Source organism: Lelliottia sp. RD5 (assembly GCF_056032945.1).
Map to the genome: position 1 here is coordinate 285162 of NZ_JBVYHQ010000001.1, position 16590 is coordinate 301751.

The 16590-nt window shown below is 47.6% G+C and carries 14 protein-coding genes and 3 pseudogenes; 10 read left to right on the forward strand and 7 right to left on the reverse strand.

Features of this window, described 5'->3' with window-relative positions; genetic code table 11:
* Nucleotides 1-20: 20 nt before the first annotated feature.
* From AC0LWE_RS01565 to AC0LWE_RS01600, 8 genes are read left to right on the forward strand one after another with little or no spacing between them, the layout of a single operon-like run.
* On the forward strand, nt 21-692 hold the full coding sequence (locus AC0LWE_RS01565; protein WP_474264706.1) for a DUF6246 family protein: 672 nt from the start codon (nt 21-23) through the stop codon (nt 690-692).
* A gap of 12 nt (nt 693-704) precedes the next feature.
* Nucleotides 705-3647 (forward strand): tail protein (tape measure), encoded by a 2943-nt coding sequence (locus AC0LWE_RS01570; protein WP_474264708.1) that lies wholly within the window; start codon nt 705-707, stop codon nt 3645-3647.
* Nucleotides 3647-3874: a hypothetical protein gene (locus tag AC0LWE_RS01575; protein ID WP_474264710.1), complete on the forward strand. Its 228-nt coding sequence runs from the start codon at nt 3647-3649 to the stop codon at nt 3872-3874. Before AC0LWE_RS01570 ends, AC0LWE_RS01575 begins: the two co-directional genes overlap by 1 nt.
* A gap of 44 nt (nt 3875-3918) precedes the next feature.
* Complete coding sequence (locus AC0LWE_RS01580) at nt 3919-4413, forward strand: hypothetical protein (RefSeq protein ID WP_474264712.1); 495 nt, start codon at nt 3919-3921, stop codon at nt 4411-4413.
* A complete protein-coding gene (locus AC0LWE_RS01585; RefSeq protein ID WP_474264714.1) occupies nt 4413-4883 on the forward strand; it encodes a hypothetical protein in 471 nt (156 codons plus the stop codon). The genes AC0LWE_RS01580 and AC0LWE_RS01585 overlap by 1 nt, the downstream gene beginning before the upstream one ends.
* The gene (locus tag AC0LWE_RS01590; RefSeq protein WP_474264716.1) at nt 4876-5307 is read left to right on the forward strand and encodes an NlpC/P60 family protein; all 432 of its coding nucleotides are present in this window, start codon (nt 4876-4878) and stop codon (nt 5305-5307) included. Before AC0LWE_RS01585 ends, AC0LWE_RS01590 begins: the two co-directional genes overlap by 8 nt.
* Entirely contained in the window at nt 5255-7741 is a 2487-nt protein-coding gene (locus tag AC0LWE_RS01595; protein WP_474264718.1) for a host specificity factor TipJ family phage tail protein, read from the forward strand. Before AC0LWE_RS01590 ends, AC0LWE_RS01595 begins: the two co-directional genes overlap by 53 nt.
* A 57-nt stretch (nt 7742-7798) precedes the next feature.
* Nucleotides 7799-10021 (forward strand): tail fiber/spike domain-containing protein, encoded by a 2223-nt coding sequence (locus AC0LWE_RS01600; protein ID WP_474264720.1) that lies wholly within the window; start codon nt 7799-7801, stop codon nt 10019-10021.
* Between the two features lie 32 nt (nt 10022-10053).
* Here AC0LWE_RS01600 and AC0LWE_RS01605 read toward each other — a convergent pair whose 3' ends face one another.
* From AC0LWE_RS01605 to AC0LWE_RS01615, 3 genes are all read right to left on the reverse strand, one after another.
* Nucleotides 10054-11907 carry an acyltransferase family protein gene (locus tag AC0LWE_RS01605; protein WP_474264722.1) on the reverse strand — a complete coding sequence of 618 codons (1854 nt, stop codon included), beginning with the start codon at nt 11905-11907 and terminating at the stop codon, nt 10054-10056.
* Between the two features lie 202 nt (nt 11908-12109).
* The gene (locus tag AC0LWE_RS01610; protein WP_219346487.1) at nt 12110-12283 is read right to left on the reverse strand and encodes a hypothetical protein; all 174 of its coding nucleotides are present in this window, start codon (nt 12281-12283) and stop codon (nt 12110-12112) included.
* A 546-nt stretch (nt 12284-12829) separates the two neighbouring features.
* The gene (locus tag AC0LWE_RS01615; protein ID WP_474264725.1) at nt 12830-13687 is read right to left on the reverse strand and encodes a hypothetical protein; all 858 of its coding nucleotides are present in this window, start codon (nt 13685-13687) and stop codon (nt 12830-12832) included.
* An 81-nt stretch (nt 13688-13768) separates the two neighbouring features.
* On the opposite strand from AC0LWE_RS01615, the pseudogene AC0LWE_RS01620 reads away from it, so the two are divergent.
* Nucleotides 13769-13831: pseudogene (locus AC0LWE_RS01620) on the forward strand (HumD family translesion DNA polymerase); the annotation flags it as partial.
* Nucleotides 13832-13950: 119 nt separating this feature from the next.
* On the opposite strand, the gene AC0LWE_RS01625 reads toward AC0LWE_RS01620, so the two are convergent.
* From AC0LWE_RS01625 to AC0LWE_RS01635, 3 genes and pseudogenes are all read right to left on the reverse strand, one after another.
* Nucleotides 13951-14487, reverse strand: coding sequence for a septation protein A (locus AC0LWE_RS01625; protein WP_202667907.1), 537 nt, complete (start codon nt 14485-14487; stop codon nt 13951-13953).
* A 59-nt stretch (nt 14488-14546) separates the two neighbouring features.
* Nucleotides 14547-15290 carry a YciC family protein gene (locus tag AC0LWE_RS01630; RefSeq protein ID WP_059179160.1) on the reverse strand — a complete coding sequence of 248 codons (744 nt, stop codon included), beginning with the start codon at nt 15288-15290 and terminating at the stop codon, nt 14547-14549.
* A gap of 25 nt (nt 15291-15315) precedes the next feature.
* Nucleotides 15316-15411, reverse strand: a pseudogene (locus AC0LWE_RS01635) (YkgJ family cysteine cluster protein); the annotation flags it as partial.
* Nucleotides 15412-15576: 165 nt separating this feature from the next.
* Between AC0LWE_RS01635 and ompW the strand changes: the two are divergent.
* On the forward strand, nt 15577-16212 hold the full coding sequence (ompW, locus tag AC0LWE_RS01640; RefSeq protein ID WP_219346489.1) for an outer membrane protein OmpW: 636 nt from the start codon (nt 15577-15579) through the stop codon (nt 16210-16212).
* A gap of 35 nt (nt 16213-16247) precedes the next feature.
* Here ompW and AC0LWE_RS01645 read toward each other — a convergent pair.
* Nucleotides 16248-16471, reverse strand: a pseudogene (locus tag AC0LWE_RS01645) (integrase); the annotation flags it as partial.
* Nucleotides 16472-16590 lie beyond the last annotated feature (119 nt).

Below are 16590 nucleotides of genomic sequence, written 5' to 3' on the forward strand. Positions count from 1 at the left end.
ACCGTTTACTGGATAGACCCATGACAGCATTACTCGAAATAGGTGAATTTTCCGTCAGTGATAGCCTGGCCGGCGGAAAGGACTATCTGCTCAGGCCATCTTTCGAGGCGATGACCCGTGTCGGAACGCCAGTTGAGATAGTCCATACATACGCAACAATCCACGGGAATGATGTCGCTCAGCTGATCCAGGTCTGTGCTGGAGCAATCGGCAGCATTCCTGCATGGCTTTCGCCATCCTTCAATCGTGCTGCTGAGAAGTTGTTATCAATGAGCATGCACGTACTGCAGGCATGCTGTGAAGATGATTTGACGCCAATGATAGGCGAATGGAAGGGGTGGCGCCGATACGTTGTCTACCGCCCCGGGCAGATGCCGAAGAATGACATCATTGTGCTTGCCCAGCATCTGATGCAGCACGGCGTGGTGGGTAAGGCCAAGGTTCGACAGTTACAGCGTAATGAGACTGGCGAAAAGACCAGCGAGTTTAAAGCCTTTGACTACATCAGCGCCGCGCGAAGTCATTTTGGAATGGACCGCGCTGAAGCATCGCAGTTAACGATGACCGAGTTCCAGATGCTGCTGGCGGCGAAATACCCTGACCAGAAAGGCTTCACTCGCGAAGAATACGACAACATCGCAGATGACTATCTGAAGAAACAAGCCGCGCGTCGGGCGAAGGCAGCTAAATAACCGGAGATTGACATGGCAGGTGAGAAAAACGCCGGTAGCATCGTTTATGAAATCAGCGCCGACGTCGAGCCGCTCCTGCAGGGTGGCAAACAGGCCATTGATGTTCTGGCTAAACTGGATAACGCCGCCCAGCAGTCCGGAAAAGGAATGGATAACCTCGACCAGAGTGCGTCCCAAACCGGATCTGCTTTTACTGAGCTGGCTGGATACGCCAATTCCATGGACAACCAGCTGCGCAAGCTGAACACCAATGTCAGCGGCATAGCCAAAGCCATGGAGGAAGCGCGAAGCGGCACAGGCGGGGCAAGCAACGAATTCAACCGCGCCCAGTCAATTATTGAAGCGCTGGGCAATCAGCTGGCGGTGCTCGATGAGGCTCAGGAGAACGGAGCCCGCAGCGCAGCGGTATTAGCGGCTCAACTAAGGGCTGGCTCAAAAGCAACGGAAGAAGAAAAGCAGAAGATCGGCGAGTTAACCGGCAATCTTTTTGATATGCAGCGCGCGACCACCACTTCTATTGGTGGAAATAAGGGCTGGAAGTCCAGCATGCAGCAGGCTGGCTATCAGGTTCAGGACTTCATTGTGCAGGTGCAAGGCGGGCAGTCAGCACTGGTCGCTTTCTCTCAGCAAGGTTCTCAGTTGGCTGGTGCATTTGGTCCGGGCGGCGCAGTCATTGGTGCGATTTTGGCTCTCAGCACGGTCGTTGCTGGCGCGCTGATAACGTCATTGAATGGCGGAAAGAACGCCATAGACGCGCTGAAAGATGCAGCCGAGGCAATGGATAAGGTCATCACCGTTTCACAGAACGGTGTGGCCGCGCTGTCGGATAAGTACGCCAACCTTGCACGTGTAAACGCTGAAGCCGCGACGATCCTTCGCAATCAGGCAATGATTGAGTACAACGCTGCCATTGCGAAGATCCCTAAATCTATCAGCGATGCGTCCAACTCTATCGTTGGCTTTACCGACAAGTTGAAAACTTCATTCATCGGCGGTATTGCGTCGATTGATGAGTTCAACAAAAACCTTTCTACCGTCGGCGTTACAGCTGACACCTACTCGGCAGCCATGGAGCAGGCAAGGAATGCCGGGGCGAAGTTCACAGTAAATGCTAACGCCATTCAGAACACAGTCACCACGCTTGCTGATAAATTCGGTATATCGGAGCAGCGCGCATTTGAGCTAAGCAAGCAGCTCTCTGATGTGGCGAACAACCCAACGCCTGAAGCACTGCAACGGCTGGTTCTTGAACTACAGAGCACTGAGAGCTCGACAAAGTCAGGCGCTGATGCAATCAGGACTTTCCTTGGGCCTCTCACCGAGCTTGTGCAAGTGGCTGGCGAAGCTCAGATCAATCTATCTGGGATGAAAAAAGAGGTCGATAACCTCACGTCCGGGCAGAAGAATCTCATCAAGCAGTCTGAACGCAGTCTTGCGCTATCAAAATTGCAGGGCGAAGCGAGAGCTAAGCTACAGGCTCAATATGCAGCAGAGGATGCAGGGTTTGCAAAGGACGACCCACATGCCAAGCAAATGGAATCAGATGCGGCCGCTACTTATCGCAACACCCAGGCGCAGAAGACACTCCAGTCCGAGCAGAAGAAAGGCGCGTCTCAGGCTGAATCAATTGCTCAGAAGCTGGCTAACCTCAAGCAGCAGTCGGAGCTTGCAGCCGACTCGACCAGCCTATTAAGCCGTGAGCAAGCCATCCTCAATGCGCAGCAATCGCTGGGGAAAGCAGCGACACAGGCACAAATCGATCTGGCTGGTCAGTATGCGGCGAAAAAATGGGATACGGCCAACGCAATTAAAGCGCAGGCTGCGGCTGAAAAGTTACTACCTGAAAACGCTGAAAATGCACGCTATAAGCAGGACGTTCAGGATCTGAATACCGCACTTACAGCGAAGAAAATCAGCCAGGAGCAATACAACCAGACCCAGGAGCGTCTTGAGGCAACCCATCAGGCAAATCTCGCAAAAATACGCGCCCAGCAGGCTGTCACACCTCAGCAAGAAGCTGTTGGTGCGGTCGACCCTGTTCAGCAGTTAGCTAACGAGAACGCCAGGAAGTTGGCGCTTATTCAGGCTTTCGAACAGCAGGGGCTTATCACCCACCAGAACGCTCTGGCGCTTCGTAACCAGGCCGACACGCTCTATGAGCAGCAGAGAATCGCGGCACAGTGGGAGATCTGGAGGAATCAGAACTTAGGCAACCAAATGCTTGCCGCGAGTTTTGAATCTTTGGCGGGAAACGCCTCTAATGCCTTGACCGGCATCATTACCGGCAGCATGACGGCTCAAGAGGCGATGCAATCACTTGCCAGCAACGCACTGAACAGCCTCATCAATGGTTTCGTTCAGATGGGGGTTGAGTGGGTTAAGTCGGCAATTATGGGACAGTCTGCGCAGATCGCCGCTACGGCAGCCACAACATCAGCCGCTGTAGCAGGAACCGCGACAACCACAGCAGCAAGCGTTTCATCAGCTGCTGTCACGACCGCCGCCTGGGCTCCGGCAGCAATTGTTGCATCCATCGGTTCTTTCGGTGGCGCAGCAGCTATCGGTATCGGTGCAGTGATCGCCGCAATGGCTTTGGCTGGAGGGATTGCCGGGAAGCGTAAGAATGGCGGACCGGTATCCGCTGGCTCAACGTACCAGGTAGGTGAGGGCGGCATGCCTGAAATCTACCGGGCATCGAATGGCAGTCAGTACATGATCCCCGGAGACAATGGCAAGGTCATAAGCAATAAGGATATGACCAGCGGAGGCGGGCAAATACAGGTTTCTATACAGTTTAATGACTATTCTTCCGGTTCTCACTCCTACGATGCTCAGGCTATGCAAAGTGGTAACAGTCTTACCGTTCAGGCGTTTATTATGGACATGGAACAGGGCGGGCAGATGAGTCAGTCGATCACCCGAAACTTACAGGCGCCTAGGAAAGCGAGAGAGTAATGGATATTGGACCAGGTCAAAAAGGAACAATGCAGATTCCTTTAGGTAAAGAAACTGTGTTTAGCCACAACAGGCCGGTTACCTATCAATTGGTTACCTCTGGTGGTTCTATTATTGAAGTAGAACTACCTGGAGGTGCCGAGATAAAAGTGACCAGTGCCGGTGACATCAAAACGATAAACGTAAGCATTTTTGATTCACCAATTGGACCAAACGAAATCGTTTAACAATAACCCGCTACGGCGGGTTTTTTAATGTCAGAGGGAAAACTATGGCGATTGCTTATCCAGATTGGTTGCCACTGGCGCAGAAAGGGAAAACACCCGCTACCGACACAGGATTCAGGACAGAGCAGCCAACGGTTGGCGCGCCAATTTTCCAGAAGCTCACTGATGACCTGAAAACCACCTTTTCTCTGACGTGGATTTTCACACGCGATCAGCACCGTGCCTTCATGCAGTGGATGAGAAGCCCTAACTATCTGGATAACGGAAACCAGTGGTTCACCATGCCGCTGGGAACTGGCACGGGTGATACAGGTGTTGAGGTGCAGGAGTTGCACTTCCTCTCCTGGCCTACCTGGTCACAATCCGGCTCGGTGTTTACATGGACCGGAGATGTTATCGCAAGGAATCTCGTTAACTCTGACGATGAGTTTGACGACATTATCATTGAGCTGCCGCCACCGTGGGCATCATGGCTGGATATCATCGTGACCGGCTACCCAGATGGTCGTGATCCGGAAAGTCTGCCGAGGGTGCCTTAATGCCTACTTTGAGAGAGTTTCAAAGCCAGCGCCCGAACCGAATACTGTACGAGACCATCACCTTCTACAATTCCGTGTTCGGTTACGTCAGGCTGGTGAATAACCAGATATTCTCCAAGACGCTCGGCGGTCAGATTTACACGCCTTGTCGCATGGAACTTACCGAAAGCCAGCAGAGCAACACACCAATCCTCGACAGCACCGTTAAATTCAGCCGCCTGGCACAGGACTTTAAGCAAAAGCTAAAGCTCTGGAAGGCGTATGCCCGTATTACGCCGATATCCGCAACCTACCAGCAATTCGATGCGGCAGACATGGATACGGCGTTGAAGTCGTGGACCCTGTACGTCAGTGATTGCTCAATGGACGATCAGGATGTCACCTGTAGTCTTACGAAAATAAATCCACTAAACCGCAACGTAGGTCGACTGTACACGGTCGATGAATACCCGGGGCTTCAGAATGCTTAAAGATGATTTCCTCAGTCAGGTAATCGGCAAGCCCTGGAAGAACAGGGCGTGCAGTTTTGAAACCATGGACTGTTGGGCTTTAGTGGTCCTTTACTACCGGCACGTTCTCGGTATCGAAATACACCAGACCAAAAATTACGAAAGCGGCAGCGACTTTCTGACCTGTTACGACGGTGATGTGGTGTTCTGGCAGCGTACAGAGACCTTCACTGAAGGGGATATTTTCGTCGCGTGGGTTGGGAGCAACCCGGTCCACGTTGGCCTCATTGTCGACGGGAAAGCGCTACACAGCCGTGGCGAAAATGGACACGTCAGGGCTGACGCCGTTCGCACCATTCAAAAACTATTCACAAAAGTGGAGTTCTACCGGTATGCCAATCATCGAAATTCAGCGTATCCCGGGACTACCGAAAGATCGTGCTGATGTTCCTGAAGGCACTTTATTCTCAGAATGGATTGAGCAGGAAAGCTTTCACAGCGACATCCGTATCAATGTGAATGGCGTAGAGCTAGGGCCTGACGATGAGCTTGGTTTTCGTCTTAACGATGGCGATCGGGTAATCATCTTTGACCAGCCAAAGGGCGGCGGGCTGATTGGTACCATCCTGAACCCGCTGGAGCACCTCAACCCAATCAAGTTTACGCAGAAAGTTCTTTCCGGCCTGATGCCAAAGCCCAATGCAAGCGCAGCCAGCGGAAACAGCAAAACATCACCAAATAACAGTCTCAAAGGCCAGACCAACATTGCGCGAAACGGTGAAGCAAAACCGGATAATTTTGGTCAAATCAGGGCATATCCCGACCTTACGCAGGAATCTCTTTTTGAGTATGTGAGCAACCTAAAATACATCACTGAGTTGATGAGTTTTGGGTTAGGCCGTTATGACATCACTTCTGTTCGCTTCTCAGAAACGAACCTTGGATCGATGGCCGGGGCAACGTATACCATTTACAACCCGGGTGCCATTATTCCTCAGGTATTCGAAGGGTATCAGTTTGACGATGTGGATGGACAGGAAGTACCAGGTCTGAACGAAAGCGGCGATTTCCCTGTCGAGACGGCGACGGCGACGACGGTTATCAGCGGGGTTTATGCCGGTGGTCAGATAGCAATGAAAATTGTTAAGCAGGCATCATTCGACTATTTTGCTGATCTGGCATTCCCGCACCCGGTAACGTTTACGATCAACGTGTCGTATCCTATTGCTGGCGGCGGTACAAAGACAGAGGATATAACACTGTCTGCAAACCTCATTGGCTTTGCAGAGACCAACAATGGAGCTGTAGTTAACCCAATTTTCTACTATACCTTCACGTTCGACCGGCTTAATGGTCCAAACATCCCGATCGAAAGCGCGACCATCAACACCACTAAATTCATCCTGAATGATAACGCAGCGCTGATTGTGGGCCCGTTCTTCTCTCCGCTTCCCTCAAGCCAGTTGTGGCTTCATACGCAGTCTGGGCTTGGTGGTGATAGTGAGACGAACTGGAAAGTCACGCTCTGGAAAGTAGACGACGATAACGTGCAGATCCCCGGCACGGAGCAGACATTTACCTACAGGCAAACGACGCCGCATGATCATACGTCAGAGACGTTCTATCGCACCGATAAAATCACACCTACCGGCGGATATGGCCGATACGCTATCTCGTTCCAGCGCACAGATAACAGCAGTGATGCCAGCAAATTGCAGGTAGAAGAAATCCATGCGGTCAACGTGCGAACCAACGTCGTTCATCCTGACGACACACTGGTGCTGGTGAAAGTCAGAGCGACGGAGAACGCCACTGGCTCACGTGACAGGAAATATAACGCTCTGATCACCCGGCATGTAATCAGCTACAACATGACCACCCAGCAGGTCGATTACACGATTCGACCATCGCGAAAGTTTGCCGACATTGCCATTCATAACTGGCTAATGGTCGGTGAACAGCCAGAGTCCAGTATAGACCTGTACGGTCTGTATCAGATTCAGGCAGAAATTGACTCCATTGACCCTCGCCTGGGTTACTTCGATTACACCTTTGATGATGAAGATGTTTCGCTTGGTTCGAGGATGGAAAGCATCTGTGATGCCGCGAGCGTTGCTGTATATGACGACAACGGCGTTCTCTCGTTCACGCGGGATAGTCGCAAAACATCAGCTGCTACAATTTTCAACCGGTCAAACACAAAGCCAGACGGATACTCAATTTCATACGACATGACGTTACCTGGGGGTTATGACGGCGTTGAGGTTCAGTACAGGAATCCTGATACCAACAAGCAGGACTTTGTCCGGTATAAGGTTTCCGGTAGCAGTATCGCAGAAGGACAGCCAACAAAGGCCAAAAAGTTCGAAATGCTATACATCCGGAACAGATTCCAGGCAAACGAGAGAGCGCTCAGGGAATGCAAGCGGCTCATCTATTCCAGGATGACAATGGCATTAACAGCTATGGCTGACGGAGAGTGGGTGAATATCGGTGACATGGTTCAGGTCCCGGACACCTATGACACCAATCAGCAGGCGGGATACATCGTCTCACGAAACGGTAACGACTTTGAGACCAGTGAACGAATCAACTTTGCTGGCTCGATGTTTGTGCAGGTAACAGACAGCACAGGAGCCACCACAGCCCGCTACCCAGCCCAACCAAGAGCAGATACACCGTTTGGCTTCTCGGCGGCAGTGCCATCCATACAGCTCAATCTCTACGATGGATTCGACGTTCAGTCTCCATCCCGATACGTAATTGCTACCTCTGAAGAGCTTGATGCCGGGCAATGGACGATTACTGCAAAACAACCGGATGGAAAAGGGGGGACAGGACTGACCCTTGCCGAGTATAGCGACGCAATCTACCAATAAGATCAATCCCAACCATCACACCCCGGCCATCGCGCCGGGTTTTTTTATGGAATAAATATGGCCACAATACCTACTCAAGACGCTGTCCCGAGCGAATCTCCACGCGATTTGAAATTCAATGCAGGTAAAATTGATGAGTTTGTTACATCGCTTGCACTGAAATATATCGACCGATTCGGCACTGAGCATTACACGATTGAGGGCCTTCGCTGGCTGGCTCAGCAAGCAATAGCTGAGTATGGGTGGATTCCATCTGGAACATTCCAGACTGGCGCGACGCTTACCCTGTCAAATCAAATCCTGAAAGACGAGACTGATGGTGAGTATTACCGCTGGGATGGTGCATTCCCTAAAGTTGTGCCTTCTGGCTCAACGCCTTCATCTTCTGGAGGAACAGGAGTAGGCGCATGGCTGTCCGTTGGCGATTCGACCCTGCGCACCTGGGTTAACAATAACATCTCTATTAATTTCAGTACCGTGACGAACATGATCGCCGGGACTGCCATTTCGGGCAATACGATTCCCTTAATCAACGGCATGGTAGCCACCACATTCGCTAACCAGTTCGGCATCAAGCAGGAATCGAAGTGGTTAATCTCTAGCACTCAGGATGCCAATACCTATTCGGTACTCCTGGCTAATGGCGGATATGCCAACTTAATTTGCCGTGCTGATATGAACTATGCAGAGTTTGGATTCGGTGGAACGGATGTGCAGAACGTTGCCGCTGTGGATGAAGGTAATAGGGTTGCGCGTGCGCAAGCAGTTGTGCGAAGTCTTTCTTTCCCTGCTGGAGCATACAGCATTGGAAGTTACACTCTTGATGTTGATAAGAGGGGATTCATCTGGGATGGAGCTGGCCTGGATGTTTCAGTGCTTAATTCCACGTCGTCAGGCATATCAATGCACCACATTGGTTATGACATTCGTGACAGAAGCAGAGATAGATTCCACCAGGATCAGATTGTGCGCGGGTTTACTATTGATGGTGGGGTGGGGACGCGCGGAGCAGCAGCAGCTGATCGCGTAGTCCTTGGAGCTAACTATGGGCATTGGGCATTCAAATCTGGTAACCACAGATCATCTTGCCTTGATTTCTGTTGCATTGTAGGTGAGTTCACTGGCAAGACGGCGGGTACTGTTAATGGTGCCACCAGGACACTGAATGGTGCCAGGATTCGTGGTAACTCCGTAAAAATGTTTGGAGGATTTTATTTGCAGGGAAGTGGTCAGAGCGGCTCTGCAGCAGTAAACATTAACGCACCAAAAACCACCCTCTCAGGAAATGTTGCTGCCGGGGCTAGTACAATTCCTGTCATAAATGCCTCTGAATTTCTTCAGTATGACATTATCGAAATACAGGGAAACTCCGGATTGGATGCAAAAAGAATTACAGGAATTTCAGGTAACATTTTAACATTAGATAGCCCATTAACTTATGCTCATGAAATTGGAAAGGCTGTTTATGTTGACACGTGGGGTAATTCCCTAACTGGCGGAACTATTGAATCAGGTGAAATTCAAATTGGTAATTGCAAAGGATTAAGTATTACCGGTATGTATGTAGAGAAAAGTAAGCTTTACGTGTATAACCAGCCTGAGTCTATGTCCGTAACTGGTAACTATTTTGGGCAAACAACGCACCAAATTGACAACCCTAGTAATTTTTCTTCATTCAATATTGAAGATAATTACACAGACACGCAGATGGAAGTTAATATTGCAGATAGAAATGGTTCAATCAATGGCATTATTGACCTGTATGAGTTCCCGAATATGAAGATTAATAATCTTACTCGTTCGCAAAACTCAATCATTGTGAATGGAGCTGCTGCATTTAAATCGCTCAATGTAGAAAAATATTATGACAGTTCAACAAATGGCGTCGCATTTACAAGTTTCAAATTCACAGGATTTAGTGCAGCATCAGCGGTTTCAACAAGCACTGAAATTTTAAGGTTTGCGCAGAACACTGCAACCATAGGTTATGATGGACATTCGTATGACATAACAGCTGTTATTAGGCGAGCCACTGGACTCAGCGGATTAATTAAACGTGCGGGGCAGACTTCAATCATCGGCTCAACGATTTCAGATACCTCTGCGGCTAACTCAAGAACGTTAAACAACTATGCATTTGCTGACCCAACAAATGGTATGGATCTTATCGTGGGTTCCAATACCGGAAGGATGGGGATTGTATTGAAAGGTGAGCCAGTTGGTGGTCAGGCCATAAAAGCTATGTTATCCGGTGAGGTTATAAGCGTTCTGCCGTTGTAATGATTAGCCTGCACAATCGTGCAGGCTTTTATTTACTTGACTTGAGAGAAAATTGTTTTCCCAACCAAAAGAGAACCAAAATATGAAAGGTGAGAACCATCTGATAGCACCGGCTCCCTATCATTCGTCATTGATTTGCATTGCCCGTCCTTGCATACGGTCACATTTGGGTCTATGAACGTTACATTTGGATACTTACTGGCGATAGACATCATTTTATTATTTATATCTGTAGGGATTGTGGTACTCATATTATCGCAAGAAGAAATAAACGTTCTGATGAACCAGTTATCCATGCTTGTTTTTGCCAGGCACTCATACACAGCATTTCCATTTGTAGTAAAATTGGCACCTACAATGTAATAACTCCTCGCACTACCACCTCTCTCAAAAATATAAGATAGCTCTCTATCAATTTCTTCATAATAGTTATCAGCAGATACAGGAGTGGAATCATCACTATTTGGAGAAAGGCGATCAGCATAGTCACCCCAAGCCTGGACAATAACTAAAGGCTTTGAAGGGTACTTGTCCAACACTTTTAACATATTATTATATCTACTTGTACACTCTGCGTCAGTTACGGCATCTTTTTTCGACAGGTAATGCTCTGATGCAAAACATCCGTCTTTCATAATAGAAATAAACTTATAGTCGGCATCCTTTAGGTATCTTAGATACTGTCTGGCATAGCTGTCACCGGAAATAATAAACTGCGCATCCGAACCTATGGTGTTTGTTAGCTGCACCTTACCAGATGAATCAAAACCAGAACCACCATAATATTTTTTGTGGTAATGGAAAGCACTGAGTTGAAATCTTGTGTCTACCCTGCTGTCAATTCCATTAATACTGACGAAATAACATGCATAAGCAGTTGCAGCATATACAGGTAAATAGCAGTACCAGTATTTAAGGTTCCTTTCAACAAGCCAGTAAGAAAGGAATCCAAATGCAAATGTGATAGCAAGGTAAGTTGCTATTGAAAAATCAAATCCGAGGTTCCTGTAAATTGCCAGAATAGGCCAGTGGACAAGGTACAGCGAGTAAGACCATGTTCCTACCTTTTGAAAAGGAAGAATATTTAATATGCTTTCTTTATTGTTAGCAGTCAGACAAAGATAAGCCCCAAAGATTGGCAGTAAGGCAAAATGCCCAGGCCATGGTGATTTCTCTGTGTATATAGTGAATGACAATCCAATTAAAAATAACCCAGCATACTCAACATACCTGCTTACATTCTTACTTGACTTTAATGGCAAGAGGAACGCTAGCCCACCTGCTATCATTTCCCATGCCCGAGAGTACAGCATAAAGTAAGCAGAGGACTGTTCCACTTTAGTGAAATAAACGCTAGCAATGAAAAATATGAAAAAGCACAGCACAGCAATGGTGCGGATTTTACTGATGCCAACAAATTTTGAAAGTATGAAAACTACGATAGGATAAAGTATGTAGAATTGCCACTCTACAGATAGAGACCATGTGTGGAGAAATATTTTAGAAGATGCTGCAGCATCGAAATAACCACTCTCACCATTATAAATATGATTTGATAGAAATAAAAGACTATATAGCCCATGCTTACCTGCCATTTGATAGGTAATTGGGTCTAGAACTAAGTAGCCAAAAGCAATGCTTATCAGTATAACAACAATTAGTGGCGGTATGATCCTTTTTGCACGGCGCTTAATGAACCCTATAATTGAGAAGGAACCACTTTGTAGACCATTAAAAATGATAGATGTCATCAAGAAACCGGATATGGCGAAAAAAACATCAACGCCGACAAAGCCTCCGGGTAACCAATTTTTATTGTAATGGAAAAATATCACAGCCATTACAGCTATAGCCCGAAGGCCGTTGATGTCCTTTCTAAATTCCATTGGATAGTTCTACTTAATTTCAGTTACCCAAGATCCTACCATCAGGGAGCGGGAAGGCAAAGAAATAGTGCGTTTCTGAGCAGGTGAAAACGCTTTCCAAATGATGAACATGAGCTCGCTAGATAGTCTGCATAGGTCAGTCTTTGCTTCAGCATTAGTTGTATTTCTTTGCTTGATTTTGTTCGTAACACAGGTCTAAGCCTCATTTTTTAAATAAAGCTGAAAATTTTCTGTAATCCATCTGCACCCATACAGCGATCATAAGTAACTCAACGATCAGCATGACGCTATCTCCACGGGAAAACCCTGAAACCAGAGCGATGGCACTTAGTAGTGCAGCAAATCGGACAACGAAGTCAATAGTCTTCTTAACCATAATTCTCAACCAGATAGTTCAATGCCAACAGCATAGCACTGGCAAGACACTTGATCACCAATTACAATTCACATTACTGTATATGCATACAGTAATCATTGGAGGTTATCATGGGATTCAACCCTCGGCGATCAGAACTTTGCAAGGATGGAGTTTACCGGGCTTTATGAAGAGCGAGCAGCAGGTGCAGCTGCTGCTGACGCATTAACTTTGCGCTAGTACCTTCTGTACTTGGCTATGACGGATATGCATTTGACATAACAGCAATCTGCCGAAGACCGTCAGGGACGGTTCCAGGAATACTGAAGAAAGTTGGAAGAGCTTCAAGCGATGGGGTGAATAACGCTCAGGACACTGTGTCACTGGTTAATAGCTACCCCCAATACAATGCAACGACTGGTGTAGAAATATCATTTGGCGCAACTGCATCAAGGGCGTCCTTGGTTTGTCGCGGAGAGGGGGTCGGCGGGCAGACCACTAAGTTTTCAATCTCCGGCGTGATAACAAACTTTCTATAATTAAAAGGCGGGGCTAGCAGCCCCGCATTCAAATTTTTTCTTTTATTATCTTGTAAACCGCAATAGTTCCTGCGTCATTGAAATGTGTGTGATCATTATATAATGAAGAAGCTATCAATCCTTTTTTTATGGCGTTTTTGTCGTTTTTATTAGGCTTTATGTTAGCCAGTTTAATACCTCTGGAGTTCATTTCTTTCCACATATCTATAAAATTTTCTTTGTATTTGTTGGAAAGCTCAACATTTAAACTCCTTATGGAATTGAGACTGCTTGGATCATCTTGTTGAGATGGTGTTACACCAATAACTATAAATTTGCTGCCTTTTGGCACTGACCTTGTCATTAATTCTAAATCTCTTGAAATGAACTTAGTAAAATTCATATCATTGTTTCTTCCTACCCAGAATATATATGTTGATTTACCTCTTGTAATCCATTCGTTTGTTTTATAATAACAGTTGTTTGTGCATTTTAATTTTTTTTCTGAAAATACCATCCATGAGTTGTCAGAAAGCCTTTTCAATACAACAGGTATTCCATTGATCTTGCCATAGTAGCTTCTAGGTGTATATTTTCTAAAGTCACCCACTGGCTTGAAATCCAAAACTATATATTCACCGCGCTTCAGTTCTTTTAAGGTAAGTACAGGATTAAGCGCCCCTTCCCTCAGGGCTATGTCGCTTGATGCCTGTCCTGGAAACCCTTTTTTTACAACATTGAAGCCGTCCTGCTTGAGTAGATCAGGATACCCTAATTTAGATTGAGAGCCAGAACCATCTGTTAGCGAGTCACCCCAGGCTACAATTTTAGGCTGGTTAAACTTCGAATAGCCGTAGGATGCTGCGGCGACAGCAACAGCAATCAAGGCTACAAATCTTGCTTTCATTATCTTGACCATTTCAATAAAAAATCATTGCAATGAATGTTATCACCTAGCTACGGCTTACGCACCGGCTGATCTAAAGTGGTGATCACGTACATCATCAACGATGCGCGGTCTGGTGAGTTCGACGACTGCCCGGTGATGTGATCAGGGTAAAATGAGAGCACGCTTCGCATAAAGTGTACATGGAAGCGTGCTTATTACCCAATTACAGCGTTAATAACAAGCCTAACTAACTGTATTTGAATTGTTAAGTTGTTTGTTCTTTATTTCTCGTCCTGAGGCATGTGTTTGTAAATGTACACACCGCTGAGCAGGGTGAAAATCAGCGTCAGTGCCGTCAGACCAAACACCTTGAAGTTGACCCAGATATTTTGCGGCATCCAGAACGCAATATAGATATTCGCCAGTCCGCAAAGAATAAAGAATACGGCCCAGGCAATGTTCAGTCGCGACCATACTGCCTGCGGCAGGGTAATTTCTTTGCCCAGCATGCGCTGAATCAACGGTTTGTTCATGACCCACTGGCTGAAGAGCAGGGCACCGGCAAACAGGCCATAAATCACCGTCACCTTCCATTTGATAAATTCATCGTTATGGAAGAACACCGTCAAGCCACCAAACACGGCAACTAAGACAAACGTGATCAACGCCATTTTTTCGACTTTGCGATAGCGAATCCAGGTGTAGATCAGCACGACGGCGGTGGCGACGATTAAGGCGGTTGTCGCGGCGTAAATGTCGTACAGCTTATAGAATGCGAAAAACACGACAAGCGGTAAAAAATCAAGAAACTGCTTCATTCTTAGATTCCATTTTCTGCGTGGGGCAGAGCGCACGCTCGCACTCTGCCATCAGGATATTATTGGCGAATCAACGTATACAGGCGGAACAAGTAAACCAGTAATACGGCGGAGATCAAGTTACTGATGGTATTCGCGACCACCGCGCCAATGTTTGGCGTCAGCACAGCAAAATTCGGCGCAAACAGCAGCAATAACGTTTTTGCAAGCAGCCAGCCGATCACTGCAGGCGCAACCAGACGCATATTAGACCACGCCAGTTTTATGCTGCTGCGCATGGCGGTAAAAATCCCCATTTTATCCTGCACCAGCATCACAGGCGCAAAGGAGAGGATAATCGCCAACAGCACACCCGGCACCACAACCAGCATGATCCCTATTTGTACCAGTAAGGTGGTCAAAAAGATCAGGATGAACAGTTTAGGTAACACCGGCGCGCTGGCGCCGATAGCGCGCAGCGCGCTGACGCGTTGCCCCGCGGAAACCAACTGAACCATCAGCAATACTCCGCCCGCCATAATTGCGTTACCGATCAACCCGGAAAAGGTTGATGCCGCAGAGGCGCGCAGCAAAATCTGCTGCTGTTCAGGCGTCATGTTCTGCACCAGATCAAATAACCCTACGCTGCCAGCGAGATGGTCGCCCTGGCTGAGGCTGGCAATTTGCTCATCACTCGGTGAAAACGCATGGCCAAGCACGACGGTGATCAACGCGCAAAGCAAAGCGATCAGTAAAAAAGTAATGAACTGATTGCGGAAAAAATTCCCGGTGTCACGGTAGACGGACTTCGCCGTGATAGACATGCACTCTCCTTGAGTATTGCAGGTGTTAATAAGCGGGCAATTGTACCCTGGATAACTCTGTCGTGGCAGCACCATGACTTGTATGGAAAAGCATATCTTTGTAAAGCAAAGCGTATTGAGCAAATTTGACCTGATTGGCGCAATCAGGTTTCTCCATTTTTGTTAAAAATTAATCCAGATCAATAAATGTTAAATTGCTGAACCGAATGTGATCTGTGTTTGATCACTTCCTACTCATTTATAGTTATATTCTCCGCGCCAATAAAACCACAACGATGGAGCGGATATGAAAAAATTAGCAGTGGCAGCCCTGATCTTAAGCAGTCTCTCTGGTGGCGCTTATGCGCATGAAGCAGGCGAGTTCTTTATTCGCGCGGGTTCGGCAACGGTTCGCCCGACGGAAGGATCAGATAACGTATTAGGAAGTCTCGGGGGCTTTAACGTCAGCAATAACACGCAGTTAGGTTTAACGTTTACCTATATGGCAACGGAAAATATCGGTGTTGAGTTGCTGGCGGCGACGCCTTTCCGCCACAAGGTAGGAACCGGGCCGACGGGTAATATTGCAACCGTCCATCAGCTCCCACCAACGCTCATGGCGCAATGGTATTTTGGTGATGCCACTAGCAAGGCGCGCCCGTACATTGGTGCAGGCGTCAACTACACCACGTTCTTTGACGAGAAATTTAACGATAACGGTAAAGAAAATGGTCTGTCCAATCTCAGTCTGAAAGATTCCTGGGGTGCTGCGGGGCAGGTGGGGCTGGACTATTTAGTCAATCGTGACTGGCTGCTGAACATGTCGGTCTGGTACATGGATATCGACACCGATGTGCGCTTTAAAGCGGGCGGCGAACAGCAAAGTGTCCATACACGACTGGACCCGTGGGTGTTTATGTTCTCGGCGGGATACCGTTTTTAAAGCTCTTCTGCAAAACTGGTCGGTATACGGCCAGTTTTTTGCCACTCTGGTCCACAGGTGTCGTTGTGCATATTTGTCATTGACAGATTAGAATGACCCCGCAGTCATTGTGCGTTAATTCCCTGCTCGCGGAAAAGATGCTTGGACAAAGAACGTTGCTCATGGAAGCTCGGCGCAGTTCGTTTGCCTTCCAGTCATAATCAACCTCATCCCTTGCTTTGCTGAATGCTGCCGTCAAAGAGCTTGGCTTGACCATGCCGTTATCACGAATTCACTGTCATGCATCACGCACCAGGCTCAATTTGCCTTGTGGTCACTATGATGATCAATTGCACGATCGGCGCATCGAGGCGCTGGGTTCTGGATAATATTCGCCAT

Bases quoted from the DNA above. Each gene is read 5' to 3' on its own strand.
- AC0LWE_RS01630 (WP_059179160.1), bottom strand. From the start codon at position 15,290: ATGTCTATCACGGCGAAGTCCGTCTACCGTGACACCGGGAATTTTTTC.
- ompW (WP_219346489.1), top strand. From the start codon at position 15,577: ATGAAAAAATTAGCAGTGGCAGCCCTGATCTTAAGCAGTCTCTCTGGT.
- AC0LWE_RS01600 (WP_474264720.1), top strand. From the start codon at position 7,799: ATGGCCACAATACCTACTCAAGACGCTGTCCCGAGCGAATCTCCACGC.
- AC0LWE_RS01595 (WP_474264718.1), top strand. From the start codon at position 5,255: ATGCCAATCATCGAAATTCAGCGTATCCCGGGACTACCGAAAGATCGT.
- AC0LWE_RS01585 (WP_474264714.1), top strand. From the start codon at position 4,413: ATGCCTACTTTGAGAGAGTTTCAAAGCCAGCGCCCGAACCGAATACTG.
- AC0LWE_RS01590 (WP_474264716.1), top strand. From the start codon at position 4,876: ATGCTTAAAGATGATTTCCTCAGTCAGGTAATCGGCAAGCCCTGGAAG.
- AC0LWE_RS01565 (WP_474264706.1), top strand. From the start codon at position 21: ATGACAGCATTACTCGAAATAGGTGAATTTTCCGTCAGTGATAGCCTG.
- AC0LWE_RS01570 (WP_474264708.1), top strand. From the start codon at position 705: ATGGCAGGTGAGAAAAACGCCGGTAGCATCGTTTATGAAATCAGCGCC.
- AC0LWE_RS01625 (WP_202667907.1), bottom strand. From the start codon at position 14,487: ATGAAGCAGTTTCTTGATTTTTTACCGCTTGTCGTGTTTTTCGCATTC.
- AC0LWE_RS01610 (WP_219346487.1), bottom strand. From the start codon at position 12,283: ATGGTTAAGAAGACTATTGACTTCGTTGTCCGATTTGCTGCACTACTA.
- AC0LWE_RS01605 (WP_474264722.1), bottom strand. From the start codon at position 11,907: ATGGAATTTAGAAAGGACATCAACGGCCTTCGGGCTATAGCTGTAATG.
- AC0LWE_RS01580 (WP_474264712.1), top strand. From the start codon at position 3,919: ATGGCGATTGCTTATCCAGATTGGTTGCCACTGGCGCAGAAAGGGAAA.
- AC0LWE_RS01575 (WP_474264710.1), top strand. From the start codon at position 3,647: ATGGATATTGGACCAGGTCAAAAAGGAACAATGCAGATTCCTTTAGGT.
- AC0LWE_RS01615 (WP_474264725.1), bottom strand. From the start codon at position 13,687: ATGAAAGCAAGATTTGTAGCCTTGATTGCTGTTGCTGTCGCCGCAGCA.